Source organism: Halorubrum sp. Hd13, assembly GCF_002252755.1.
Taxonomy (GTDB): domain Archaea; phylum Halobacteriota; class Halobacteria; order Halobacteriales; family Haloferacaceae; genus Halorubrum.
This window is the reverse complement of record NZ_NHOY01000024.1, coordinates 1-21,795: the sequence shown is the minus strand read 5'-3', so window position 1 is coordinate 21,795 and position 21,795 is coordinate 1. Positions and strand designations below refer to the sequence as shown.

The 21,795-nt window shown below is 70.4% G+C and carries 26 protein-coding genes and 2 pseudogenes; 13 read left to right on the top strand and 15 right to left on the bottom strand.

Annotation, left to right across the window (positions count from 1 at the left end):
* Positions 1 to 66: 66 nt before the first annotated feature.
* Positions 67 to 174 carry a hypothetical protein gene (locus DJ81_RS19900; protein ID WP_342764958.1) on the bottom strand — a complete coding sequence of 36 codons (108 nt, stop codon included), beginning with the start codon at positions 172 to 174 and terminating at the stop codon, positions 67 to 69.
* Between the two features lie 15 nt (positions 175 to 189).
* Between DJ81_RS19900 and DJ81_RS03355 the strand changes: the two are divergent.
* A pseudogene (locus DJ81_RS03355) lies at positions 190 to 1,761 on the top strand (radical SAM protein); the annotation flags it as partial.
* 4 nt (positions 1,762 to 1,765) lie between these two features.
* On the top strand, positions 1,766 to 2,650 hold the full coding sequence (locus DJ81_RS03350; RefSeq protein WP_094588447.1) for an MBL fold metallo-hydrolase: 885 nt from the start codon (positions 1,766 to 1,768) through the stop codon (positions 2,648 to 2,650).
* A gap of 17 nt (positions 2,651 to 2,667) precedes the next feature.
* Here DJ81_RS03350 and DJ81_RS03345 read toward each other — a convergent pair whose 3' ends face one another.
* A complete protein-coding gene (locus tag DJ81_RS03345) occupies positions 2,668 to 3,288 on the bottom strand; it encodes an HAD family hydrolase (RefSeq protein ID WP_094524612.1) in 621 nt (206 codons plus the stop codon).
* 82 nt (positions 3,289 to 3,370) lie between these two features.
* Positions 3,371 to 3,853 (bottom strand): hypothetical protein, encoded by a 483-nt coding sequence (locus DJ81_RS03340; protein ID WP_094524611.1) that lies wholly within the window; start codon positions 3,851 to 3,853, stop codon positions 3,371 to 3,373.
* A gap of 149 nt (positions 3,854 to 4,002) precedes the next feature.
* Here DJ81_RS03340 and DJ81_RS03335 point away from each other — a divergent pair, with 149 nt between their 5' ends.
* The 8 genes from DJ81_RS03335 (at position 4,003) to DJ81_RS18645 (ending at position 8,781) form a co-directional block, all read left to right on the top strand.
* Entirely contained in the window at positions 4,003 to 4,857 is an 855-nt protein-coding gene (locus DJ81_RS03335) for a DUF308 domain-containing protein (RefSeq protein WP_094524610.1), read from the top strand.
* A gap of 95 nt (positions 4,858 to 4,952) precedes the next feature.
* Positions 4,953 to 5,603: a halocyanin domain-containing protein gene (locus DJ81_RS03330; protein ID WP_094524609.1), complete on the top strand. Its 651-nt coding sequence runs from the start codon at positions 4,953 to 4,955 to the stop codon at positions 5,601 to 5,603.
* Positions 5,600 to 5,989: a hypothetical protein gene (locus tag DJ81_RS03325; RefSeq protein WP_094524608.1), complete on the top strand. Its 390-nt coding sequence runs from the start codon at positions 5,600 to 5,602 to the stop codon at positions 5,987 to 5,989. Before DJ81_RS03330 ends, DJ81_RS03325 begins: the two co-directional genes overlap by 4 nt.
* Positions 5,990 to 5,995: 6 nt before the next feature.
* Positions 5,996 to 6,805, top strand: coding sequence for a cytochrome bc complex cytochrome b subunit (locus DJ81_RS03320; RefSeq protein ID WP_094524607.1), 810 nt, complete (start codon positions 5,996 to 5,998; stop codon positions 6,803 to 6,805).
* Between the two features lie 4 nt (positions 6,806 to 6,809).
* Positions 6,810 to 7,598, top strand: coding sequence for a cytochrome B (locus DJ81_RS03315; RefSeq protein ID WP_094524606.1), 789 nt, complete (start codon positions 6,810 to 6,812; stop codon positions 7,596 to 7,598).
* Between the two features lie 54 nt (positions 7,599 to 7,652).
* Positions 7,653 to 8,084 (top strand): hypothetical protein, encoded by a 432-nt coding sequence (locus tag DJ81_RS03310; RefSeq protein WP_094524605.1) that lies wholly within the window; start codon positions 7,653 to 7,655, stop codon positions 8,082 to 8,084.
* A gap of 4 nt (positions 8,085 to 8,088) precedes the next feature.
* Positions 8,089 to 8,370: a hypothetical protein gene (locus DJ81_RS03305; protein ID WP_094524604.1), complete on the top strand. Its 282-nt coding sequence runs from the start codon at positions 8,089 to 8,091 to the stop codon at positions 8,368 to 8,370.
* A gap of 225 nt (positions 8,371 to 8,595) precedes the next feature.
* A complete protein-coding gene (locus DJ81_RS18645; RefSeq protein ID WP_141212517.1) occupies positions 8,596 to 8,781 on the top strand; it encodes a hypothetical protein in 186 nt (61 codons plus the stop codon).
* Here the strand turns inward: DJ81_RS18645 and DJ81_RS03300 are convergent.
* From DJ81_RS03300 to DJ81_RS03265, 8 genes are all read right to left on the bottom strand, one after another.
* Positions 8,727 to 9,170 (bottom strand): hypothetical protein, encoded by a 444-nt coding sequence (locus tag DJ81_RS03300; RefSeq protein ID WP_094524603.1) that lies wholly within the window; start codon positions 9,168 to 9,170, stop codon positions 8,727 to 8,729. The genes DJ81_RS18645 and DJ81_RS03300 overlap by 55 nt on opposite strands.
* 24 nt (positions 9,171 to 9,194) lie before the next feature.
* Positions 9,195 to 10,007 carry an NAD(+)/NADH kinase gene (locus DJ81_RS03295; RefSeq protein ID WP_094557956.1) on the bottom strand — a complete coding sequence of 271 codons (813 nt, stop codon included), beginning with the start codon at positions 10,005 to 10,007 and terminating at the stop codon, positions 9,195 to 9,197.
* A gap of 58 nt (positions 10,008 to 10,065) precedes the next feature.
* The gene (locus DJ81_RS03290) at positions 10,066 to 11,382 is read right to left on the bottom strand and encodes a M28 family peptidase (protein ID WP_094524601.1); all 1,317 of its coding nucleotides are present in this window, start codon (positions 11,380 to 11,382) and stop codon (positions 10,066 to 10,068) included.
* A 59-nt stretch (positions 11,383 to 11,441) separates the two neighbouring features.
* The gene (locus tag DJ81_RS03285) at positions 11,442 to 12,104 is read right to left on the bottom strand and encodes a DUF420 domain-containing protein (protein ID WP_094526705.1); all 663 of its coding nucleotides are present in this window, start codon (positions 12,102 to 12,104) and stop codon (positions 11,442 to 11,444) included.
* Positions 12,105 to 12,198: 94 nt separating this feature from the next.
* The gene (locus DJ81_RS03280; protein ID WP_094588445.1) at positions 12,199 to 13,251 is read right to left on the bottom strand and encodes an NAD(P)-dependent glycerol-1-phosphate dehydrogenase; all 1,053 of its coding nucleotides are present in this window, start codon (positions 13,249 to 13,251) and stop codon (positions 12,199 to 12,201) included.
* A 76-nt stretch (positions 13,252 to 13,327) separates the two neighbouring features.
* Positions 13,328 to 14,026: a LysE family translocator gene (locus DJ81_RS03275; RefSeq protein WP_094588443.1), complete on the bottom strand. Its 699-nt coding sequence runs from the start codon at positions 14,024 to 14,026 to the stop codon at positions 13,328 to 13,330.
* Positions 14,027 to 14,247: 221 nt separating this feature from the next.
* Positions 14,248 to 14,907, bottom strand: a complete 660-nt coding sequence (locus tag DJ81_RS03270) for a metal-dependent transcriptional regulator (RefSeq protein WP_094524984.1) — start codon at positions 14,905 to 14,907, stop codon at positions 14,248 to 14,250.
* A gap of 89 nt (positions 14,908 to 14,996) precedes the next feature.
* The gene (locus tag DJ81_RS03265) at positions 14,997 to 15,773 is read right to left on the bottom strand and encodes a DUF2103 domain-containing protein (protein WP_094524985.1); all 777 of its coding nucleotides are present in this window, start codon (positions 15,771 to 15,773) and stop codon (positions 14,997 to 14,999) included.
* A gap of 159 nt (positions 15,774 to 15,932) precedes the next feature.
* On the opposite strand from DJ81_RS03265, the gene DJ81_RS03260 reads away from it, so the two are divergent.
* Both DJ81_RS03260 and DJ81_RS03255 read left to right on the top strand, forming a co-directional pair.
* Positions 15,933 to 16,691 carry a hypothetical protein gene (locus tag DJ81_RS03260; RefSeq protein ID WP_170938229.1) on the top strand — a complete coding sequence of 253 codons (759 nt, stop codon included), beginning with the start codon at positions 15,933 to 15,935 and terminating at the stop codon, positions 16,689 to 16,691.
* The gene (locus DJ81_RS03255) at positions 16,688 to 17,341 is read left to right on the top strand and encodes a hypothetical protein (protein WP_094524986.1); all 654 of its coding nucleotides are present in this window, start codon (positions 16,688 to 16,690) and stop codon (positions 17,339 to 17,341) included. The genes DJ81_RS03260 and DJ81_RS03255 overlap by 4 nt, the downstream gene beginning before the upstream one ends.
* Here the strand turns inward: DJ81_RS03255 and DJ81_RS03250 are convergent.
* Positions 17,338 to 18,528 carry a TRC40/GET3/ArsA family transport-energizing ATPase gene (locus tag DJ81_RS03250; protein WP_094588441.1) on the bottom strand — a complete coding sequence of 397 codons (1,191 nt, stop codon included), beginning with the start codon at positions 18,526 to 18,528 and terminating at the stop codon, positions 17,338 to 17,340. The genes DJ81_RS03255 and DJ81_RS03250 overlap by 4 nt on opposite strands.
* A gap of 470 nt (positions 18,529 to 18,998) precedes the next feature.
* Complete coding sequence (aroA, locus tag DJ81_RS03245) at positions 18,999 to 20,390, bottom strand: 3-phosphoshikimate 1-carboxyvinyltransferase (RefSeq protein ID WP_094588439.1); 1,392 nt, start codon at positions 20,388 to 20,390, stop codon at positions 18,999 to 19,001.
* Positions 20,391 to 20,533: 143 nt separating this feature from the next.
* On the opposite strand from aroA, the gene DJ81_RS03240 reads away from it, so the two are divergent.
* Positions 20,534 to 21,070: a multiprotein bridging factor aMBF1 gene (locus DJ81_RS03240; protein ID WP_094524989.1), complete on the top strand. Its 537-nt coding sequence runs from the start codon at positions 20,534 to 20,536 to the stop codon at positions 21,068 to 21,070.
* 33 nt (positions 21,071 to 21,103) lie between these two features.
* Here the strand turns inward: DJ81_RS03240 and DJ81_RS03235 are convergent, their stop codons facing one another.
* Entirely contained in the window at positions 21,104 to 21,517 is a 414-nt protein-coding gene (locus DJ81_RS03235; protein WP_094588437.1) for a disulfide bond formation protein B, read from the bottom strand.
* Positions 21,514 to 21,795 (bottom strand): annotated as a pseudogene (locus DJ81_RS03230) (histidine kinase); the annotation flags it as partial. The gene DJ81_RS03235 and the pseudogene DJ81_RS03230, both read right to left, overlap by 4 nt.

The window sequence follows — 21,795 nt, the reverse complement described above, 5'->3', positions numbered from 1 at the left end:
GCTGTCAACCCCATACGACCGAGCGGCTGGGGATTTTGGAGCGTTCCCATCAGCGACGGGGACATATCACAGCGACTGCGCGAGGAGCACGACGTAGATGACGGCGTTGTAGACGCCGTGCGCGAGGCCGGGCACCACCACGTTCTCCGTGCGCTCGTAGAGGACCCCGAGCACCGGGCCGAGCACGACGCCGAACCGGACGAGGTGCGGGAGCTGGGCTGGACCGCGGACGGCGTCACCCTGCTCGGCGGCCCCGTGCGGTTCGGCGTCGGCGAGGAGAACGCGGGCGCGACGGAGACCGAGCGCGACGACCTCGACTACGACTTCGTCGCGATGGGCGACGTGGAGGCGGCCGCGTACGACCTCGTGCGCGAGGGGTTAGAGGGGTTCGGCAACCGGATGCGCGACAACGCGGAGATCGACCGGTGGGCCGAGAAGGGGGCGTTCGTCGTCGAGCAGCACCCCAACCACCCCGACTACCTCATCTGCGAGATGGAGACCTCCCGCGGCTGCGCCTACCGCTGCTCGTTCTGCACGGAGCCGCTGTACGGGAGCCCGGCGTTCCGCGAGGCGCGGTCGGTCGTCGACGAGGTCGACGCGCTCTCTGACCGCGGGGTCAGGCACTTCCGGCTCGGCCGGCAGGCCGACATCCTCGCGTTCGGCGGCGACGGCGAGGCGCCGAACCCCGACGCCTTACGGGAGCTGTACGGCGGGATCCGCGAGGTCGCGCCCGACCTGCGGACGCTCCACCTCGACAACATGAACCCGGTGACGATCACCGACTACCCCGAGGCCTCCCGCGAGGCGATCCGGGTCATCGCCGCGCACAACACGCCCGGCGACACCGCCGCGTTCGGGCTGGAGTCGGCGGACCCCGTCGTCCAGGAACAGAACAACCTGCTCGTCACGGCCGAGGAGTGCCTGGAGGCCGTCCGCGTCGTCAACGAGGAGGGCGGGTGGCGGCCGGGCGACGCCCCGGAGACGACGCCAGGGGGCGACGACCGGGTGACCGGCCCCTCGACCGGGCCGGACGCCTCGCCGCGGCTCCCGAAGCTCCTCCCCGGGATCAACCTCGTCCACGGGCTCGCCGGCGAGCGCCCGGAGACGTACGAGCACAACAAGCGGTTCCTCCAGACCGTCTACGACGAGGGGCTGATGCTCCGCCGGATCAACATCCGGCAGGTGATGGCGTTCGCCGGCACGGAGATGGCCGAGACGGGCGCCGACATCGCACAGGAGCACAAAGACCAGTTCCAGGCGTACAAGCGGGAGGTGCGCGAGACGGTCGACAACCCGATGCTCGACCGGGTCGTCCCGCCGGGGACGGTCCTCCCGGACGTGCACCTGGAGTACCACCAGGACGGGAAGACGTTCGGCCGCCAGCTCGGCACCTACGCGCTCCTCGTCGCCGTGCCGGGCGAGCGAGAGCTCGGCACCGCTATCGACGTGGCGATCACGGACCACGGCTACCGCTCCGTGACGGGCGTCCCCTACCCCCTCGACGTCAACGCGGCGTCGATGGACGAGCTGACCGCGATCCCGGGGATCAATCGGAGCAAGGCCGGGGACGTCGTCGTCGGGCGCCCGTACGGCTCGGTCGAGGAGGTCGACGCCGGCGTCGCCGACCTGTCGCGGTTCGCCGTCGCCGACGACGTGGACGTGCCGATCCCGGGCCGCGAGCGCGCCGGGTCCGGCCCCGGTCCGGCCGCGCGCTCCCTGCTCGACCGGCGCGACGGCTCCTCGGTCGGACGCGGGGACTGAGCCGATGGCGGCGCCGGATCCGAGACCGCCGATCGAGCGCGTCCCGGTCCCGGTCGACACCCGCGCCCCCGGCGGGACGACGAACGCGTACGTCGCCGGAGGGCTCCTCGTCGACCCCGCGGCCCGCACCGACGCGCTCGACGACGCGGTCGGACTCGACGCCGGAGGGGGACGCGAGGGGGAACGCGTCGCGGTCGAGGCGATCGCGGTCACGCACACCCACCCGGACCACGTCGGCGCGGTCGCCGAGTACGCCGAGCTCACGGGCGCGTCCGTCCTCGCGCACGGCGACCACGTCGACCGGCTCGCGGAGGCGGCCGGCGTGGAGCCGGACGGGACGTTCGAGGGCGGAGAGACCGTGGGCGACACCGAGGTCCGCGCGGTCGACACGCCCGGCCACGCGCCGGACCACGTCGCGTTCGCGGTGGCGGAGGGGCGCGCCGGCGAGAACCGCGAGGCGAGCGGCGAGAGCGCGGGCGACGAGTCCTCCCGCGCGCTGCTCTGCGGCGACCTCGCCGTCGCCGAGGGGAGCGTCGTCGTGGGCGCTCCGGAGGGGGACCTCCGCGGCTACCTCGACAGCCTCGAACGCGTCCGTAACGCGGGCTACGACCGGCTATACCCGGGTCACGGTCCCGCGATCGACGACCCGGAAGCTGTCTGCGACCGGCTGATCGACCACCGTCTCGACCGGGAGCGGGCGGTCCTCGCGGCGGCGGCGGCGGGCGCGAGCGACGTTGACGAGGTCGTCGACGCCGCCTACGAGAAGGACCTGACCGGCGTCGCGGACCTCGCGCGGGCGACGGTCGTCGCGCACCTGGAGAAGCTCCTCGCGGAGGGGAGGATCGACGAGAGGTGGGCGGACCGGCTCGGCCGCGGGCTCGCGGAGTGAGAGTCGTTTAAAAGGGCCTACGGCTCGGCTTCGAGGTCGGCCGCGACCCGCGGCAGCGGCGTCTCCGTCACGTCGACGAACCGGCCGCCGACGTCCTCGACGCCGCCGTCGGTGGCAGGGTCGTCGCCGACGTGGATCAGCTCCGCGGGGGCGACGTCGAGCGCCTCGGCCGCCGCCTCGAACGCCTTCGGGTGGGGCTTCCGCCAGCCGCAGCCGACGCTGGTCGTGACGGCGTCGAACTCGCCGCGGAGCCCCGCGCGGATCAGCGTCTTGGAGACGAGTTCCGGCACGGCGCAGTTCGAGAGGAGCCCGACGGGCCCCTGCTCGCTCACGTCGCGGACGGCGTCCAGAGCGCCCTCGCGTCTCGTCACGTCGGGGTCGAACGCCGCGACGACGGCGTGTCTGACGACGTTCTCCGCGGCGTCGACGCCGCGGGAGTCGAGGGCGTGCGCGACGTGGGCCGGGAGCGGGACCTCGGCGCCCGCCGGGGCGTCCACGTGCCGCTCGCCGTACGCGACGTGCCAGTCGTCCGGCACCGCGACGCCGCGGGACTCGAGCTCGCGCGCGACGATCTCCGCGGGGTCGGACGGGTACTCGACGTCGACGAGCGTCCCGAACAGGTCGAAGGTGACTGCCACGATACCCTCCCTTAGGACAAAACGGGATTGAACCTGTCGGTCGGCGAGAGGCTGTCGGGACGGAGAGGAGGCGGCGCGCCGCTCACATCGCCGGGGCGACGTGGATCGAGTAGAAGCGGTAGAGGCCGGTCACCCACGCGCAGAGCCAGAGGAGCATGAACCCCGCCACGCCGACGCGGAGCCGGGCGCGCCAGTGGCTCATGTCCTCGTGGATCTCGTCGATGTCGACGTCGGGGTCCTCGTACGCGTCGGCGTTGCGCTTGGCTTGGAGGATCCGGAAGATGCCGGTGAGCGCGAACGCCAGCAGGGCGTACGCCTGCAGGCCGAGGAACGCGTGGATCACGGCGAGGCCGGTCAGCCGCTGGAGGACGCGGGGGATCATCCACCCGACGATCGGGACGGTGGTCAGCGCCAGTCCCGTGCCGATGTACCACAGGTGGTGCGTGAGAACGTTCCAGCTCACCGTCTCGGCGTCGATCATGATCCACGCCCCGTACAGCAGGAAGGGGAGACTCGACGTCACCGACAGTCCCGCGAGCGCCGCGAAGACCGACTCGTCTACCATCGATCAACGGTTCGGGCTGCGGCGCGTAAAACTCCCCGATCCGCGTCTCTCACCGGACGGTATCGCCTCCGAGCCGGTCTGCCCGGTCGGCGTCGGGTCGGGGACCGAGGACGAAAACAGTTAGCGTCCGGAGCCCGTACGGCCGGACGATGGAGGATACCTCGACGGGATCGGAATCGGAGCCGAGACCGGACCGATCGCGGGACACACCGGACGGCGACGAGGGGTCTCCCGGCGGGGAAACGTCCGGGAACGGGGGAGAACCGACCGTCGAGGGCGGCGCCGCGGACGACCTCGACGAGCTCAGGCGGCGCGTCGAGGAGGAGTACGACTTCGACGACTTCGGTCCGTCGGACATGGCCAAGATGAGCGCCGAGGAGTGGGACGCCGCCTTCGACCCCGACTCGTGGATCACGGGCGACCGCCTGCTCGAACGCGCCGAGGCGGAGCTCAAGTCGCGGGTCGCCCGCCGCGAGGTGTTCGGCGTGTTGGAACGAGTTCGCGCCGACGGCGAGGAGCGGATCTTGGTCTACTCCGACGAGGGGTACGCCATCGTCCGCCCGACCGGAGAGGTGGCCGGACAGGGGACGGTGCTGCGCGACATCGAGCCGATCGTCGCGCTGGCGGCGATGGAGTCGTACGACGTGCCGGAACCGCCGGACGACTGGTCGCTCCCGCACCCGGACACGGTTCCCCAGGGGTCGGGGGAGTTCGGCAACCTGATGGTTCAGGTGATCGCGGTCGTGCAGGTGCTCGCGGGCGCGGCGCTGCTCGTCGCAACGTTCCTGACCGACCTCGACACCATCGTGGCGCCGGCGATGGGGATCGTGTTCCTGCTCGTGGGCCTGTTCCTCTTCGTGATGGTGGCGAACGCGCGGCTCTCAGATCGGTTCCGTTCGGAGGAGTACCGCGAGCGGTTACGGGCCCTCCGCGAGGCGAAGGAGCGGCCCGACTTCGTCCCGGTCGAAGGGGGGGTCGTAGACGAGGAGCAGCTGGACGAGTAAAGCGCCGATATCGGGTGATAGAGCCCCTGTAAACGCCCCCACGTCGACGGATTCAGTCGGTGGGTTTAAGCGCACGCCGTCCTGAGTGAACCTGTATGAAAAGGCGGGAATTCGTGCGGACGGCCGGGGGTGCGACCGCCGCGGTCGCGGCCGGTGCCGGAGCGACCGGGACGGCCGCCGCACAGGAGCAACAACCGGACTGGCCGAGCGGGGTCACCAGCGGGAACCTCGGGTCGTATCAGGACGCCCGCGGCGAGAGCGAGGTGACCGTGCAGGTCGGCGCGGGCGACAGCGGCCTCGCGTTCGACCCGACCAAGCTGTGGGTCGACACTGGTACCACGATCACGTTCGAGTGGACGGGGAACGGCGGAGCGCACAACGTCCAGACCGTCGAGGGCGGCGGCCCGGCCAGCCTCGACAGCGGTGACCCGGTCGGCGAGGAGGGGTACACCTACGAGTACGAGGTGACCGAAGAGGACGTCGGCATCACGCACTACCACTGCGTTCCCCACACCGCGGTCGGCATGCACGCCGGCCTCGCCGTCGGCGAGGACATCCCGACGACTGAAGCCGGTGGCGGCGGCGCCAGCGGGTGGCCGGAGAACATCGCCCACGTCGGGGTGCCGCTCCACGCCCACTGGGTCGGGATCGCCGCGGTCCTCGGCATCTCGCTCACGTTCGTGTTCACGTTCTACATGCTGAAGTACGGCGAGTCGGCTCACACCGGTCACGGAGGTGCCCAATGAGTTCCGGCGGTTCCTCGTACGGCGACATCCACCGGTACGAGCCGGCCCGCGAGAGCACCGCGGCGGCGATCGCCATCGTGCTCCTCACGGTCATCGAGGTCGTGTTCGTCGGGCTGTTCGTCTACGGGCTCATGTCCGCGTGGGCGTCGACGGAGTTCGGGAACATGTACACCGCCGCGCTGCTGGCGATGATCTTCATCGACCTCGCGTTCATCCTCCTGTTGTATCGCAAGGAGTTCCTGCCGGACGTGATGATCGTGAAGAAGCGCCGCCGCAAGTGGGAGGACCTCTACGTCCGCGAGGAGGACAAAGACGGCGTCGGAATAGACACCGACGGGGCGATGGAGACGGTGAAACGGGCCATCTACCCGTACTACAAGAAGTAACTGACAATGAGTCTAAAGAAACAAGACGATATGGACCACAACGCGTGGCTCAAAAAGCAGGATCTGACGGTCATCGAGACCGCGTTCCTCACCACGCTCATCTGGCTCGACAAGCGGCTACGCATCGTCGACTACCTCGAGCTGCTGGAGACGATGTACTACCGCGCGAACATGCAGATGCCGAAGAGCCACACGGAGCAGTACGACCTCGACAACAAGTTCTGGTACTGGTACCCGCTGTACTCGCTCGGATCGCTGTCGATTATCGCGTATCTGGTCGCGGCGGTCTCGGGCGCACTGCTCGGGTTCTACTACTCCCCGTCGACTGCCGGCGCCGCCGCGCAGGGCGACCCGACGGCCGCGTACGACTCCGTCGTGATGATCATGACGGACGTCCAGTTCGGGTTCATGCTCCGCTCGATCCACAGCTGGGCGGCCCAGTTCATGGTCGCCGCGGTGTTCCTACACATGCTCCGCGTGTACTTCACCGGGTCGTACAAGGAGCCCCGTGAGGTCAACTGGATCCTCGGGGTCATCCTCATCGGTCTGACGCTCCTGTTCGGCTTCTCCGGATACGTGCTCCCGTGGAAGCAGCTGTCCTTCTGGGCCGCACAGATCGGCGTCGAGATGGCGCTCGCGACGCCCCTCGTGGGCGAGTGGGCGGCGCAGCTCCTGTTCGGCGGCTTCACCCTCGGACAGGCGACGCTCGTGAGAATGTACATCCTGCACGTCTTCGTGCTGCCGTTCGTGGTGACCGGTCTCATCGCGCTCCACGTCGGCATCGTTTGGGTGCAGGGAATCGCGGAGCCGCACTAATCCAATGACCGACGACACCACCCCCATGACGGACGGAGGCACCGATGAGGAGGCCCGCACGGACGGCGGGCCGCCGGCGACAGTTCCGCCGGACGACGAGACGCCGACCTGGAGCGAGCGCAAGGAGCACACCAGCGGGCTCGCACAGCTCACCTACCAGTACTTCGAGCGGTCGCGGCGCGAGGACGAGAACCTCCGCGCGGAGTCGACGTACGTCGAGCGCGACGTGCTCGGCTTCCCGACCTGGCCCCACGAGACGATCCGGAACCTCGCTATCACGAGCTTCTTCGTCGGGATCATAATCCTCATCGCGGCGATCCTGCCGGCCCACTACGGCGAGCCGGCAAATCCGGGCGCGACGCCGGCGATCATCCTGCCGGACTGGTACCTCTACTGGTCGTTCGGGCTGCTGAAGCTCAACCCCATCAACCCGAACCTGGCGGTGCTCGGCGGCAACATCGCGATCTCCAACGAGTTCCTCGGGATCATCGCTCACGGGATCGTCTTCGGTACCATCACGCTCGTGCCGTTCCTCAACAAGGGGGGCGCGCGGCGTCCCGTCGAGGAGCCGTTCTGGGCGGCCGTCGGCGTGACCGGCGTCGTTCTGTCGATCACGCTCGCGGCGCTCGCGATCCAGAACTTCTTCCCGATCACGCTCGACCTGCTGCTCACGCTGACGTTCATGCTCCCGCTCGTCGGGGGGATCATCACCTACGCGGTGTTGAAGACGATGCGTGAAGGGTACATGTACGACCTGAACCGGCGGTACTACATGCTTCGGCCCCCGAAGTAACGACACAGAACCGCACCCGCCGCCCGACCGTTTCCGCCTGTTTCCACTATTTCGATGTCATCACCAACCGACCGCGACGACGCACAGGCGTTCGACGAGACGGGCGACCCCATCGCCGCCGACGAGCAGGAGGACCCTCGCGACGAGCCGACGGGCCCGCGTATCGGGCCCGACGGGCGCGAGGTGGTGGTCCCGTTCCGGATGTACAAGGCCGTCACCGTCTTCTCGACGCTCGCGGCCGTGATCGCGTACCTGATCGGGTTCACGCTCGTCGACGCTGCGACGCGCCAGATCAGCTTCTTCCGGACGACGGTCGTCTATCTCCTGAACAGCGCCGGCCTCTACCCCTCGGACGACACGCTGGTCGCCGCGCTGGCGATCACGGGCATCGCGTTCATCGTCGGGGGGACGGCGGTGTACGTGCTGGGGACGCGGTTCCGGGGCCAAGGGATGGGAAAGTCTCAAGACGACTCCGGCGAATCGTAAGCTAATGGCAGACGAGTTCATGAAGGGGTTCGCCCTGTTCGCGCTCGGTGGCCTCGGCTGGCTCACCTTCGGCGGATGGTACCGGACGCCCACGTACTACGACGTCGTGCAGCTGGTCAATCCCGCCGAAGGCGTTGATAGCGTCTACGGGGAGATCGGCCTCGTCGCCGGCGACGCGTTCTTCTGGGTGATGGTCCTCGGCGCGCTCACGTTCTGGGTGCTGATTCCGGCGAGCCGCGAACTGCGCGACGTTCTCAACGACGACGACGCCGACGCCGCGAACTGATCCGGAGCCGTTTCGCCCTTCGAGCCGGCTCTTGCCCCCTGATCTCGTTTTACCGTAGTCTGTCGCAGCTCCATCAGCGACTCGTCGGCGCGTCAGTGCCGCTTCGTGGCCGGAGAGACGGCGGAGCGTGCGTGAACGCGGTCACGTCGGGAAAGCCGCGAGCGGCGCTCAGCTAAGCGGACGGCGCTCAACTGAGGGGCTCGAAAGGGCGTGGACGGCGACTGTGTGGACGGCGACGACGTGGACGACGACGTAGACGGCGATGAGGAGGACGGAACCGCGACGAGAGAAGAGCGAACCGAGGCGGCGACCGCAGGCGGTGACGACGTGGACACGTCGCTCCCGGCGTCGCCGAGCTACGCGACGACGAACTGGTTCCAGACGCCCGCGACGAGGAACCAGAGGGCGTAGTAGGAGGCGAACACCAAGACGAGTAGCGACGCGGCGATGGAGCTCTTCGGGGCCTCGATCGGCATGTCGTTGCGCGCCTCGACGTTCCGCGCCTCCAGCTCGAAGAGGTCGGCGGTCAGCATCGTGATCACGAGCACCGAGAGGATCACGCCGCTCACGGGGGCGTCGAGCACGAACAGGAAGCTCAGCAGTAGCAGTCCGATGTTCGTGAACGCGTGCGGCGTGTACGGTTCGACGTCGTCACCGGCGTTTCCCTGTTCGACGTGTCGTCGGTACGCGACGTGACGTGTGGCGAGGTTCGCCACCGCCATCACGAGTATCGCGTACGGCAGCACCGGTCCGACGGCGGACAGCCAGCCGAGGGGAACGAGGAACTGCAGTGGGTCCATATCGTCACATCCGTTCACGAGTTATTAGAGTGTTTCCGATCGACGCGCTCGGCCCGCGCCCGCGAACGTCACGACCGCGACCGAGTCGGTCGCCTCGATCGCGACCGATCGATGGGGATCGACGTCCCCGCGCTCTTCGCCGTCGACGACGAGCGCGACCGACTCGGCCTCGCGTTCGACGGAGAGCGAGAGCCGCCCGGCGGCGACCCACGCGTCCGTCCGGGTGCTGAACGGGGAGATGGACGCGACGGAGAGCCCGCCGCCGGGCTCCACGATCGGTCCGCCGGCGGCGCTGGCGTACCCGCCGCTTCCCAGGGGGGTCGCGACGACGACGCCGTCGGCGCGGAACGACTCGTGCGTCCCCCCGGCGAAGTCGATCGCGAACTCGGAGATACGAGCGGGCTCCGCGGTGACGAGCGCGACGTCGAAGGCGGCGCGCCGGGCCTCGCCGTCCCCCGCGTCGACCGCGAGGACCGGATGCGTGACGCGCCGGACGTCGTCTGCGGGGCGGTCGCCGTCGGCGGGAAAATCGCCGTCGGCGAGACGGTCGCCGTCGCCGGAGCGGTCGCCGTCGCCGCAGAGGGCCGCGTCGAGCAGGGCACCCATACGCCGCTCCGCGGCGTCGCTATCGACCGCGAGCCGCCGCGAGCCGACTGGGATCACCGGCGCGTCCGGCGCGTCGACGAGGACGTCGCGGAGGGCCTCGTCGCCGACCGCGACGACCGCGTCCGCGGCGGACCGTTCGACGGATCGATACGGGAGGCCCCCGAGGGCCTGCCGGAGCGCCGCCGCCCGGTCGTCGCCGACGACCGCGACGCGCCGTTCCGACGAGTGCATACGCGAGGGATGCGGCCGGCGCGCGTGAAAACCCCTCGGTTCGCGACGGCGGTCGCCCTCAGAACGGCCAGTCGCCTGTGATCTTCATCCCGGTCGCCTTCCCCTCGCGTTCGAGGGCGGCCGCGATCTCTTCGCGGTCCCGCCGCTCGGTCGTCACCGACGCGTCGGCGAGCTCCGCGACGAGCTCGGTCAACAGGATCGCCTGCTCGCGGAGGTTCCGCGGCTCCAGCTTGTCGAGCGTGTCCGCGCCGGTGTGCCCCCAGCCGCGGCCGCGACCCTCCGTCTCGCCGGAGACCATGTACCCCGGGATCCCCCGCTCGACGAACGGCCAGTGGTCGCTGTGCGGGACCAGCTCCCCGCCGAGCGACACCGGGTGGTCGAAGCGGTCGCCGACGCGCTCGGCCGCCGTCTCGAGCGCGTCGAAGCCGTGGTGGTCGAGCTTCAGGGTGCGGCCGAACACGTTGCTGTCGACGTTGACGACCGCCGCGACCCGGTCGGGGTCGACCTCCTCGGCGAACAGCGATGAGCCCACGAGCCCGACCTCCTCGGCGCCGAAGGCGACGAACCGGACCCGCCGGTCGAGCTCGTCCTCGCGGGCGGCGAGGGCGTTCGCGACCTCGACGATCGTCGCAGTTCCGGCGCCGTTGTCCATCGCGCCCTGCGAGATGTCGTGCGCGTCGACGTGCGAGGAGACGACGAGGTACTCGTCGGTGTCGGGCCCGAGTTCGGCGACCGCGTTCCCGCTCGTCGCGTCGGGCGTCTCGCAGTCGACGGCGACGGTGAGGTCGTCGCCCTCGTTGCGGCGGGCGAGCCGCGAGCCGGCCTCCTTCGAGACGCCCACCGCGGGAATGTCGCCCACCGGCGCGTCAGCGGTCCCGACGCTGCCGGTCGGCGGAAGCGTCCCCTCGACGTGGTTCGCGAAGACGAACGCGGCGGCGCCGGCCTCGACGGCGTGGTAGTACTTCTCGCGGCGGTGGATGAACCGGTCGACGGAGTCGGGGGTGTCCGACGAGACCATCACGACCGTCCCGTCGAGGTCGCCCTCGAAGTCCTCGGGGACGCCGTAACCGAGGTCGACGAACTCCCCGATCGCCTCGCCGCTCGGGCTTCGCGGGAGCGCGATGCAGGCGTTCATTCCGCTCGCGACGGGGTCATCGCCGCGTCGGATCGCGCTGTCTCCGCGCTCCCAGCCCTGGATCTCGAACGCCTCGATCCGGGCGTTCCGCGCGCCGGCCGCGGCCAGCGCGTCGCGCGTCAGCTCCAGTCCCTCGCGCTCGCCGTCGGTGCCCGCCATGCGGTGGTCGAGGTCGACGAGGGCTTCGAGGTGGCGCCAGCCGGCGTCGCTCGTGAACGTGTCGCCGATCCAGTCGGTCATGGGCGTGGGTGCGGCGGCGGCGGCTCAAGCGTTTCGGTGGCGGCGGCCGGTGCCGGAGGTTATACCCCCGGCACGAGCGGCAGCAGGGCCGTCGCGGCCTCGGCGGCCGCGAACGTCGAGTCGTACAGGTGGTTCAAGAGGAGGTAGGTGACGACGCCGAGCACGAGCGAGAGGATCCACGCGCTCGCGGCGATCCGGCCGACGCGGCGGTGGGGCGTCTCGTTCCGGAGCTCCCGTTCCGTGTGGGTGAGCCCGAGGACGATCGCGTAGAGGACGACGGGGACGGAGACGACGGAGAGGAGGATGTGGATCGCGAGCATGATCAGGTACGCCGGGTACACCCACTCCCACAGCGGGACCCACGCGTACGCGGAGTCCAAGACGAACTCCTTCGTCCCGCCGCCCGCGACCTTTGGGAGGTACATGCCGAGGAACACGAGGATGAGGGCGAAGGAGGTCGTCATCGCCGCCGCGTGCTTCTTTACCTCGTCGTTGCGGATCCAGTACCACCCGAGCGAGAGCGTGACGATCGTGACGGTGTTGACGGCGGCGATGCCGTGTGCGAGCAGATCGACGGTACCGCGGGAAAGCGTCGGAAACAGCGCCTGAAACTCGGGGACGAGGAACACGCCGCCGACGGCGCCGTAGCCGACGAGGGTGAGGAGCACGGTGATCGCGCCGGCCCGGCCCTTGGCCCGGTCGCGAACGCTGACGGTGGACATACAGTCGGTTGTCGCGGAACGGTTATTTCGCTTTCGAGGACGGGACGAGTCGCAGGCGGTCGGCGCTCACGGGTCGTTGGCGCCGGGCGTCGATTCACCGCTCGATGACGCCGGTCGCCCTCGCGACCTCGATCGCGGCCTCCTCGTTGATCCCGCCTTGGAGGATCGTGTAGCGGTCGCGGATCTCGTGGGCGGTCGTCAGCGCGGCGATCAGCTCCTCGTCGTCGACGCCGAGTTCGGCGGCGGTCGTCGGGGCGTCGAGCTCGGCGAGCGCGTCGCGGATCGCGCTCCACCGCCCGTTCTCGCCGCTGTGGAGGTACTCCGTCATGACCGAGGCGACGCCCACCTGGTGGCCGTGGAGCGCCTTTCCGGGGGCGATCCGATCGAGCTGGTGAGAGATGAGGTGCTCCGCGCCGGAGGCGGGTCGGGAAGAGCCCGCGATCGACATCGCGACCCCGGAGGAGACGAGCGCCTTCACGACGACCCACGAGGACTCCTCTAAGCCGGGACGGATCATGTCGGCGTTCTCGACGAGCAGCTCCGCGGTCATCTCCGAGAGCGCGCCCGCGTACTCGCTGTACTCGACGTTGCGGAGCCGGCGGGCGAGCCGCCAGTCCTTCACGGCGGTGTAGTTGGAGATGATGTCGGCACAGCCCGCGGTGGTGAGCCGCCACGGGGCGTTTGCGAGCAGCGTCGTGTCCGCGACGACCGCGAGCGGCGGGTCGGCGGCGACCGAGTGCCGCGTGTCGCCCTCGGGGATCGAGGAGCGCCCCGAGACGATCCCGTCGTGGGAGGCGACCGTGGGGACGGAGACGAAGCCGACGTTGAGGTGGTCGGCGGCCATCTTCGCGATGTCGATCGGCTTCCCGCCGCCCAGGGCGATCAGGTAGCCGGGGTTGGCCGATTCGGCGGTCTCTTTCAGCTCCTCGACCGCGTCGAAGGAGGCGTCCTCGACGACGGCGGTGGCGGGGTCGTCGAACTGCGCGCGCACCCGGTCGCCGGCGATCTCGTTCGGCGTCGGGCTCGTGACGATGAGCGGCCGCCCAGTGAGGTACAACTCGCCGACCGCGGCGCCGAGGTCGTCGATCACGTCGTGACCGACGAGCACGTTGCGCGGGAGCTTGATCCACGTGGACTTGTCGAACATACCGGTCGGTCGCGCCCGCGGGCCAAAGCCGTTGTCCATGTCGGTCGGGAGCGACGCCCGCTCTCCGCGCGGCCGCCTACGCGGCGAGCGCCGAAAGCGTCGTCGCCGCGTCGTAGAGGAAGAAGACGCCGAACCCGGCGAGCACGACCGCCGAGGCCACCGCGACGAGGGGCGCGAACGTCTCGGCCCGGTTCTCGGCGGCGACGAGCCCCGCGGGGAAGCCGGTGATCCAGATCAGGATGCCCAGAAAGAAGCCGCCGATGAGCGCGGGGGAGCCGGTAGTGACGACGAAGGCGCCGGCGAGGTCCGCGCCGACGAGCGGGAGTCGGGCCAGCACGTCGAGTTCGCCGGGGCGCAGCAGGCCGACGCCGACGGTGAGCCAGAACAGCACCTGGTACGGGTTCGTGAGCGCGAGTACCAGCGCCTTCCGGAACCCCTTGCCCGCCTCGATCGCCGGTTCGTCGCCCGAGGTCGGGCGGAATGACGCGCGCGCGCCTCGGGCCGCGCCGACGGCGAAGTACAGCATCAGGACGCCGCCGGCGGCGACCATCGCGGCGCGGAGCAGCGGGAGCGCGTCGACGACGGCGACGACGCCGAGGTACGCGAGGACGAAGAAGATCGCGTCGGCGGTCGCCGCGCCGAGCCCGGCCCGGAAGCCGGCGGCCCGACCGCGCAGCACCGACTCCTCGGCGATGACGGCGTTCATCGGACCGGGCGGGGCCGCGAGCGCGAGGCCGAAGACGACCCCCGCGGCGAGCGTCACGAGGAGGTTCACACCGCTCGGAACGGTCGGTTTCGTGAAAAAGTCCGCGAAGGAGCGATGAGCGTCAGCGTCGGAAAACCGACACCGACGGGCGGATGTGTCGAGCGCGACGATCGACGGGCGGATGTGTCGAGCGCGACGGTCGACGAGCGGATGTGTCGAGCGCGACGGTCGACGGACGGGTGTAGTGAGCGATGCGACCGACAAGCCGCGATCGGCGCCGCGCTCGCGGCTCAGTCCGCGTCGTCGACGCGGATCGACCGGGCGATCGCCGCCGGCAGGCTCTGCTCGCCGGTCGGCGTCCGCACGGTCACCATCCCGAAGGGGGCGACGTCGACGACCTCGACCTCGGTCCCGGGCGTGATCCCGGCGTCGGCGAGGTAGTCGAGTTCGTCCTCGTCGCGGTCGGAGACGCGAGCGACGACGACCCGGTCCCCCTCGGCGCGGTCTGAGAGCCGCGGCCCGCTCCCCTCGTCGACCGGCTCCAAATCGGCTCCGGGAATGGGGTCGCCGTGGGGGTCGACGGCGGGGTCGCCGAGCGCCTCGGCGACGCGGCGCTCGAACTCCTCGGAGATGTGGTGTTCCAGGGCGTCGGCCTCGTCGTGGACCTCGCTCCAGTCGTAGTCGAGTCGGTCGGCGAGGAACGCCTCCAGCAGCCGGTGGTGGCGGACGACCTCCAGCGCGACGGCCTCTCCCTCCGCCGTGAGCTCCGCGCCCTGATACGGCTCGCGCTCGACGAGCCCGCGGTCCTCCAGCTTCCCCAGCATGTCCGTCACCGACGGGGAGGTCTTGTCGAGGTACTCCGCGATCGCGGACGTCGAGACGGGCGGCCCCTGCTCGGACTGGAGGACGTAGATCGCCTTCAGGTAGTCCTCCATGACGTCGCTCAGCATTTATAAGCGATCGCGGCCCGCGGCTGAAATACCTACCGGGAGTGAGGAGCGGTCGGAAGCGGCGTCCGCGGCGCTCCGGTCGGTGACGCTCACTCGTCTTGGAGCTCGGCCTCCCGCAGCGCCTCGTTGAGGTCCTCGCGGACGCGCTCGCCGGTCTCGCGGTCCATCGCGGTGGTGACGATCCGGTTCTCCTGCACGCTAGAGCCGTCGCGGAGGAGCAGCCGGACGTTCCCGTTGGTGCCGGCGCGCGTCGCCTTCGCGCGGAGGCCGGTCCGCGAGCCGGTGCCCCCGGCGTCGATGGGACCCGGGACGATCTTCTTGACGTGGGGGTGTTGCGCGACCGTGCTCACCGCCTTCCGCCCCTTGCGGTCGCCGATCAGCGTCGAGTGGGAGCCGCCGATCTTCTCGCGCGGCGGGGTCTCGACCACCTCAAGCGCGCGGTCGCCGCGCCGGTCGAGCACCCACGAGACGACCGGGCTCACGTCGAGACCGCGAGTCGCGTCCGGGTCGTCGCCCGCGTCGGTCCGCGCGTCCGGGACGCGGTAGAACTCGTGGTGGACCTGCGCGCGCGTCTCACGGAGGGGTTCGCGCGCCCCGGCCGCGTAGACGGTGTCGGGGCGCTTGCGGCGGATCTCGTCGGCGACCCGACCGGCGAAGTTGCGAAGCTGGATCTCGGTGAGCTGCTCGTCGCTCTCCGGGCGGGTCGTCACCGTGGTCTCGCCGATGACCTCGTCCTCATCGAGCATCGTCAGGCGCGCGCGGTCCTCGGCGAACTCGGCGACGACGGCGTCGGCGTTGGCGGTGTTGCAGGTGAGACAGTAGTCACCGGGCTTGCGAAGCGGAGTGCCACACCGCCGACAGTTCATATCGAACGGAGGCGCGTGGCGGGTAAAAGCGCGTCCGTTCACGTCACCGCGAGCGCCTCCGTTCGCCCCGGTGCAGTGACGGCCGGACCGGGCCGCGGCAACGGTCGGTCTGCGACCCGGAGCCAACCCATATTAGTGGGGGCACGCCTGAAGAGCGGTATGGACACCGACCGATCCCCGGCGGACCCCGCGGACGGGGACACCGGGACGGAGTTCGAGGGGGCCGGGGAGGAGTCCGAACGTGCCGAGGCGGGGTCCGAACGTGCCGAGGCGGAGTCCGAAGACCCGACCGACGACGAACCGGACGGCCCGGAGGGGGACGCCATCGAAGACCGGTTGGCGCGGCTGTTTCAGAGCGGCCGGACGAACGCCATCGTCGCGTGGTCGATGGTGGCCGTGCTCGTCGGCGCCTTCGTCGAGAGCCTGCTCGGGGCCGACCTCCTTCCGATGGTCCTCGTCGCCGCCATCGCCGCCGTCGTGGTCGCGCCGGCGGTCGCGGCACGGGACCCGCGGGTGATTCCCCCGTGGGAGGTCCTCGGACTCGCGCTGTTGCCGGTGCTCGTACGCACGCTCTTCGGGGGTGAACTCGGGACGTTCGCGACGTACCTCGCGATCGCCGCGTTCGCGCTGATCGTCACGGTCGAACTCCAGATGTTCACCACGCTGCGGGTCACGCACTGGTTCGCGATCGTGTTCGTCGTGTTGGCGACGATGGCGACGGCGGCCGCGTGGACGGTGCTCCGGTGGAACGCCGACAGACTGCTCGGCACGGAGTTCCTGACGACCAACGAGGCGCTGATGATCGAGTGGATGTACGTGACGCTGGCCGGCGCCGCCGCCGGGGTCATCTTCGACGCCTACTTCCGGCGCCGCGGGGCGCGGCTGCGTCGCGCCATCCGATGGGTGGTGCGCCGATGAGCGTCCGCGGGGCCTTCCGCGCCCGCCCGTCGCTACGGACCCAGCGCCGGCTCACGAGGGGGATGCAGGTCCTCCTCGCCGCCATCGTGGTGTACGGCGTGGTCTTCGGCCAACCGAAGGCGATCACCAACGGCGGCCTCGGCCTCTTCGTCACCTTCGTGCCGGCGCTTTTGGAACGCAACTACGACATCCCGCTAGACCCGTGGCTCGGCGTGTGGATCACGTCGGCGGTGTTACTCCACACGCTCGGGTCGGCGTGGTTCTACGCACAGATCCCGTGGTGGGACCACCTCACCCACGCGCTCTCGGCGTCGCTGATCGCCGGCGCGGGGTACACGACGCTGCGGGCCATCGACCTCCACAGCGACGAGATATCCATCCCCTCGCGGTTCGCGTTCGTCTTCATCCTCGTCGTCGTCCTGGCGTTCGGCGTCGTCTGGGAGCTGTTCGAGTTCGCGCTCGACATCGTCGCCGACGAGACGGGGGTCTCGATGCCGCTGGCCCAGTTCGGGCTCGACGACACCGTGCTCGACCTGATGTACAACTCCGTGGGGGCCTTGGTCGTGGCGACGTTCGGACAGGCGCACCTCACGGGCGTCGCGGAGCGGGTCCGGGAGGGGCTGTACGGGGCGTTAGACGAACGGTCCTAGCGCAGACACGCCGCCACGACCCGCAGCGCGGCCTCGCCGCGGACCTCGTTCGCGAGCAGCGGCACGCGCTTCACGTCGCGGCCGCGGAACAGGTCCGTGGCACGCCGGAGCGCGGACTGCTGGACCTCCCACCGCCGCGCGCAGAACTCGCAGGTGTCCGGGTTCGGCTCGACGATCCACGCGGGGTCGACGTCGGCCACGTCCCCGACGCCCTCCATCACGCGATTGACGACCAGCGTGTTCACCGGAATCCCGAACTCGTCGAGGCGGGCGACCAGGCGCTCCGACTCGACGACGCTCATCTCCTCGGGGATCGTCACGACGCGGAAGTCGGTCTGTGCGGGGTCCCGCAGCACGGCCCGGAGGCGCTCGATGCGCTCCTGCAGCTCGTCGAGGTCGGCGGTCGGGTCCGCCTCGTCGTCCCCGGCGCCGAACATCCCCTTGAGCCCGTCCATCATCCCCGAGAAGCGGTTGCGGAGCTTCATCACGCGGCCGATCATCGAGTCCATGATCTCGGGCAGTTGGAGGAGCCGGAGGGTGTGCCCGGTCGGCGCGGTGTCGACGATCACCCGGTCGAACCGCGGGTCGTCGAGGTACTCCAGCAGCTGGCGCATCGCGGCCGCCTCGTCGGCGCCGGGCATCGTCCCGCCGAGCAGCGAGCCGATTCCTTCCTCGCCGTCGGGGTCGCCGTCCGGGTCGGCGCCGCTCATGCCGCCCATCCCGCCCATCGCCTCGCCCATCTCGCCCATGCCGCCGAGGGGGTCGCCGTCCGCGCCGAACATCCCCTCCTCCATCGCGTCGTCGGGGTCGATCTCCGCGGCGAACAGCGGCATGTCCTCGCGGATGCGCGTCGGCTCCGCCGGGATGTCCGTCTCGTAGGTGTCCGAGAGGGAGTGCGCCGGGTCCGTCGAGACGACGAGCGTGCGGACGCCGCCCGCGGCCGAGGAGAGCCCCGTCGCGGCCGCCATCGTGGTCTTCCCGACCCCGCCCTTCCCGCCGTAGAGGACGTACTCGGGGGCGTCGACGCCCTCGGGGAGGTCCGTGGCGGCGTCCGTCTCGGCCGGTAGGTCGGCGTCGGTGGCGTCGGTCTCGTGACCGCCGGCTCCGTGCTCGCCGTCGCCCCCGGCGTCCTCGTCGCTCTCGGGCTCCTCGACGCGATCCACGGGTTCGACGTCGATGTCGTCCATACCGGGTCGTGGGCGCGGCGCGTTTGTGTACTCGTCGGTCTTACGAAGGGGACTCGTGGGAGTCAGATCGTGGAAAATAGACAATCAGAGTGACTGTCGCTATCTCGGCGAATGACGTCAAAGCCCCAGTCGCTCGGTTGGAAATGGTTGACCGCGAATCGGCGGTGAACACCTCCAAAGCCCCAGTCGCGAGGACTCGATGGGCTCGCTGCGCTCCTCAGTCGCTCGTTTCACTCGCTCCCTGCGGTGCTTGCATCGCCTATCTTCGTCCTCGCGACTGCCCCTTTGAGTCCCATCCACCCGCAACCGCACCGCAGCCTCACACCTCCCCAGCCTCGTCGCTCACTTCGTTCGCGACTCCCTCGCGCGTGCTGCTCGGCCGCGAAGCGACCTCGCAGGCACGCGCCACTGCACCGCCGTTCGTTTATAAATAATCGCCGCTTCCGTCTAGCGGTGTTTATATATCGCGTCTACTCGCCCGCACCCTCGCGCTCGACGGCCATCCCGAGGTCGGCCATCGCGTCGAAGAAGTCCGGGAACGAGACGTCGACGTGCTCGCCGCCGCGGATCGTCGTGGTGCCCTCGGCGGCGAGCGCGGCCACGGCGAGCGACATCACGATCCGGTGGTCGGCGCGGCCGTCGACGGTCGCCCCCCGCAGGTCGCTCTCGGACCCGTGGATCGTCAGGACGTCCGGCTCCTCGGTCGTCTCGGCGCCCATCTTCGTCAGCTCCTCGGCCATCGCGGCGACGCGGTCGGTCTCCTTGTACCGGACGTGCTCGCAGTTCGTGATCCGGGTGTCGCCGTCGGCGACCGCGCCGAGCGCGGCGATGGTGGGGAGGAGGTCGGGCGTGTCGCCCACGTCGACCTCGACGCCCGAGAGGTCCGAACGTCGGACGGAAATGACTCCCTCGTCGCGGTCCCACTCGACGTCGACGCCCATGCGCTCCGCGATGTCGACGATCGCGGCGTCGCCCTGCGCGCTCGGGCGAGCGCCCTCGATCCGGACGGACTCGCCGGAGCCGGCCGCGACCGCCCCGGCCGCGACGAGGTACGAGATGGACGAGAAGTCGCCGGGGACGGCGTAGCTCCCGCCGGCGGGCGCGTACGACTGGCCGCCCTCGACGACGAACCCCGCCGCGCCGGCGGCGCTGTCGAGCGCCTCCCCGTCGGCCCCCACGGGGGTCGCCTCGACGCCGAAGTCGTCGAGCAGTTCGAGCGTGATATCGACGTACGGCGCCGACTTGAGGTCGGTCGTCAGATCGATCTCGATCCCCCGGTCGGTGACCGCGCCGGCCATCAGCAGCGCGGTGACGTACTGCGAGGAGACGTCGCCCGGGATCGCCACCTCGCCGCCCGCGAGGGGCCCGGAGATAACCAGCGGCGCCTGGCCGTTACCCCGGGTCGACTCCGCGCGGACGCCGAGGTCCGTGAGGGCCGTCAGGAGCGGCCCCTGCGGGCGCGACCGGAGCGACCCGTCCCCCGTCAGCACCGTCGCGCCGTCGGCGAGCGCGGCCGCGGCCGTGACCAGCCGCATCGTCGTCCCGGAGTTCGCGCAGTCGATCACGTCGTCGGGGACCGCCGGCCGGCCGTCGAAGCCGTCGACTGAGAGGGACTCGGCGCCGTCGGGGACGAGCGCGTCGGTGTCGGCGTCGGCGACGTCGCTCCCGGACTCCGGCCCGACCGCGCCGCCGAAGGCGGTCACGGCGCGGGCGGTCGCCCGCGTGTCAGCGGAGACGAGCGGGGACCGCACGGTCGCGCCGTCGCTGTACCCGGCGGCGAGCAGCGCGCGGTGCGTGTAGCTCTTCGAGGGCGGCGCGCGGGTCGTCCCCCGCACGGTCGAGTTGGTGACGTGGACGTCCATACCACCTCTGCCGGGCGCGGCGACAAGTCGGTACCGGACGCGGCACGACTCGTCGCGGGGCGAACGGCCGCGGACGCGGTCGATCGGTTCCGTCGCGGCGCCCCGGCGCACCCTTTATACCACCGGGAGCGTTAGCGTCGCGTATGCCCCAGTGTGAGATGTGCGGCGCCGACCAAGCCTCGCTGACGACGACGAAGGTCGAAGGCGCCGAACTGGAGCTGTGTAGCTCGTGTACGGACTTCGGCACAGAGGTCCGCGACGAGTCCACCGGCTCCGGTGGCAGCAAGTACTCCACGAGCTCGAGCACCGGGAAGTCGTCCGCCTCAGGCTCGTCGTCCGGCGCCTCGGGGTCCGGCGGCTCCTCGGGCGGCTCGACGCGGCCGCGCGACATGTTCGACGACATGGACGAGATCGCCACCGACTACGACGATCAGATCCGGAACGCCCGCGAGTCCCGCGGGCTCAGCCAAGAGGAGCTGGCCGACCAGCTCAACGAGAAGGCCAGCCTCATCCGCAAGCTCGAACGCGGCGACACCCTCCCGACCGACGAGGTCCAGCGGAAGCTGGAGCGGGCGCTCGACATCTCGCTCGTCGAGGGCGAGTCCGTCGAGGACGCCGACTGGGACGGCGGCGACTCGGGGACGATGACGCTCGGCGACGTGGTCAAGCGGAAGGACTGAAGACACCGTCGCGCGGCGTTCGCCGCTCCGCTCTTATTCGACGCGTAGCCGCATCCCGACGAGCAGGACCGCGAGCAGTACGAACGCGACGAGCGAGAGGTTCGGGATCGTGAGTCCGAGGGACGGGCTCTGCCACTGAACGGTCGCGCACGGACCGCCGAGCGTGCACTGTCCCTGCGTCGCTTGGAGGTACGAGTGGTACGCCGAGAGGGCCAGTCCGGGAGCCACGAGCGGGAGCGCGGTTCGCGAGACCGCCGGCCGTGCCTCGACCGTCGCGACGCCGAGCACCGCGACGAGCGGGTACATGAGGATCCGCTGGTACCAACACAGGTCGCAGGGCACGAGCCCGAGCCCGAGGCTCAACCAGAGGCTCCCCGCGGTCGCGACCGTCGCGACGAGCGTCGCGGCCGACAGCCAGACCGTCGCCTCCGAGGGGCGGCCGGTCACACCGTCGCTCCGCCGTCGTCCGTCTGCTCCGATCCCCCGTACCGCTCCGCCAGGTAGTCGATGATGTAATCGACCGTCTCGGGGTCGTAGCTCCAGAAGCCGAAGAACTCGCCGGGCGCGCGCTCCTCGGCGAGCAGCGCGCACTTCGCGTCGTCGTAGCCGCCGCCGTCGTACGCGACGAACCACGTCTCGCGGATCTCGGCGGTCTCCCCGACGTGGACCGTGTAGTGTTCGACGTCCGGCGGGTCGCCCTCGTTCGCGGCGTACGCGTGGACGCT

Coding starts and splice junctions, on each gene's coding strand:
- DJ81_RS03310 (WP_094524605.1), top strand. CDS start 7,653: ATGTCATCACCAACCGACCGCGACGACGCACAGGCGTTCGACGAGACG.
- DJ81_RS03250 (WP_094588441.1), bottom strand. CDS start 18,528: ATGGACGACATCGACGTCGAACCCGTGGATCGCGTCGAGGAGCCCGAG.
- DJ81_RS03320 (WP_094524607.1), top strand. CDS start 5,996: ATGAGTCTAAAGAAACAAGACGATATGGACCACAACGCGTGGCTCAAA.
- DJ81_RS03280 (WP_094588445.1), bottom strand. CDS start 13,251: ATGTTCGACAAGTCCACGTGGATCAAGCTCCCGCGCAACGTGCTCGTC.
- DJ81_RS03300 (WP_094524603.1), bottom strand. CDS start 9,170: ATGGACCCACTGCAGTTCCTCGTTCCCCTCGGCTGGCTGTCCGCCGTC.
- DJ81_RS03260 (WP_170938229.1), top strand. CDS start 15,933: ATGGACACCGACCGATCCCCGGCGGACCCCGCGGACGGGGACACCGGG.
- aroA (WP_094588439.1), bottom strand. CDS start 20,390: ATGGACGTCCACGTCACCAACTCGACCGTGCGGGGGACGACCCGCGCG.
- DJ81_RS03240 (WP_094524989.1), top strand. CDS start 20,534: ATGCCCCAGTGTGAGATGTGCGGCGCCGACCAAGCCTCGCTGACGACG.
- DJ81_RS03315 (WP_094524606.1), top strand. CDS start 6,810: ATGACCGACGACACCACCCCCATGACGGACGGAGGCACCGATGAGGAG.
- DJ81_RS03270 (WP_094524984.1), bottom strand. CDS start 14,907: ATGCTGAGCGACGTCATGGAGGACTACCTGAAGGCGATCTACGTCCTC.
- DJ81_RS03290 (WP_094524601.1), bottom strand. CDS start 11,382: ATGACCGACTGGATCGGCGACACGTTCACGAGCGACGCCGGCTGGCGC.
- DJ81_RS03255 (WP_094524986.1), top strand. CDS start 16,688: ATGAGCGTCCGCGGGGCCTTCCGCGCCCGCCCGTCGCTACGGACCCAG.
- DJ81_RS03305 (WP_094524604.1), top strand. CDS start 8,089: ATGGCAGACGAGTTCATGAAGGGGTTCGCCCTGTTCGCGCTCGGTGGC.
- DJ81_RS03340 (WP_094524611.1), bottom strand. CDS start 3,853: ATGGTAGACGAGTCGGTCTTCGCGGCGCTCGCGGGACTGTCGGTGACG.
- DJ81_RS03265 (WP_094524985.1), bottom strand. CDS start 15,773: ATGAACTGTCGGCGGTGTGGCACTCCGCTTCGCAAGCCCGGTGACTAC.
- DJ81_RS03325 (WP_094524608.1), top strand. CDS start 5,600: ATGAGTTCCGGCGGTTCCTCGTACGGCGACATCCACCGGTACGAGCCG.
- DJ81_RS03335 (WP_094524610.1), top strand. CDS start 4,003: ATGGAGGATACCTCGACGGGATCGGAATCGGAGCCGAGACCGGACCGA.
- DJ81_RS03285 (WP_094526705.1), bottom strand. CDS start 12,104: ATGTCCACCGTCAGCGTTCGCGACCGGGCCAAGGGCCGGGCCGGCGCG.
- DJ81_RS03330 (WP_094524609.1), top strand. CDS start 4,953: ATGAAAAGGCGGGAATTCGTGCGGACGGCCGGGGGTGCGACCGCCGCG.
- DJ81_RS03350 (WP_094588447.1), top strand. CDS start 1,766: ATGGCGGCGCCGGATCCGAGACCGCCGATCGAGCGCGTCCCGGTCCCG.
- DJ81_RS03295 (WP_094557956.1), bottom strand. CDS start 10,007: ATGCACTCGTCGGAACGGCGCGTCGCGGTCGTCGGCGACGACCGGGCG.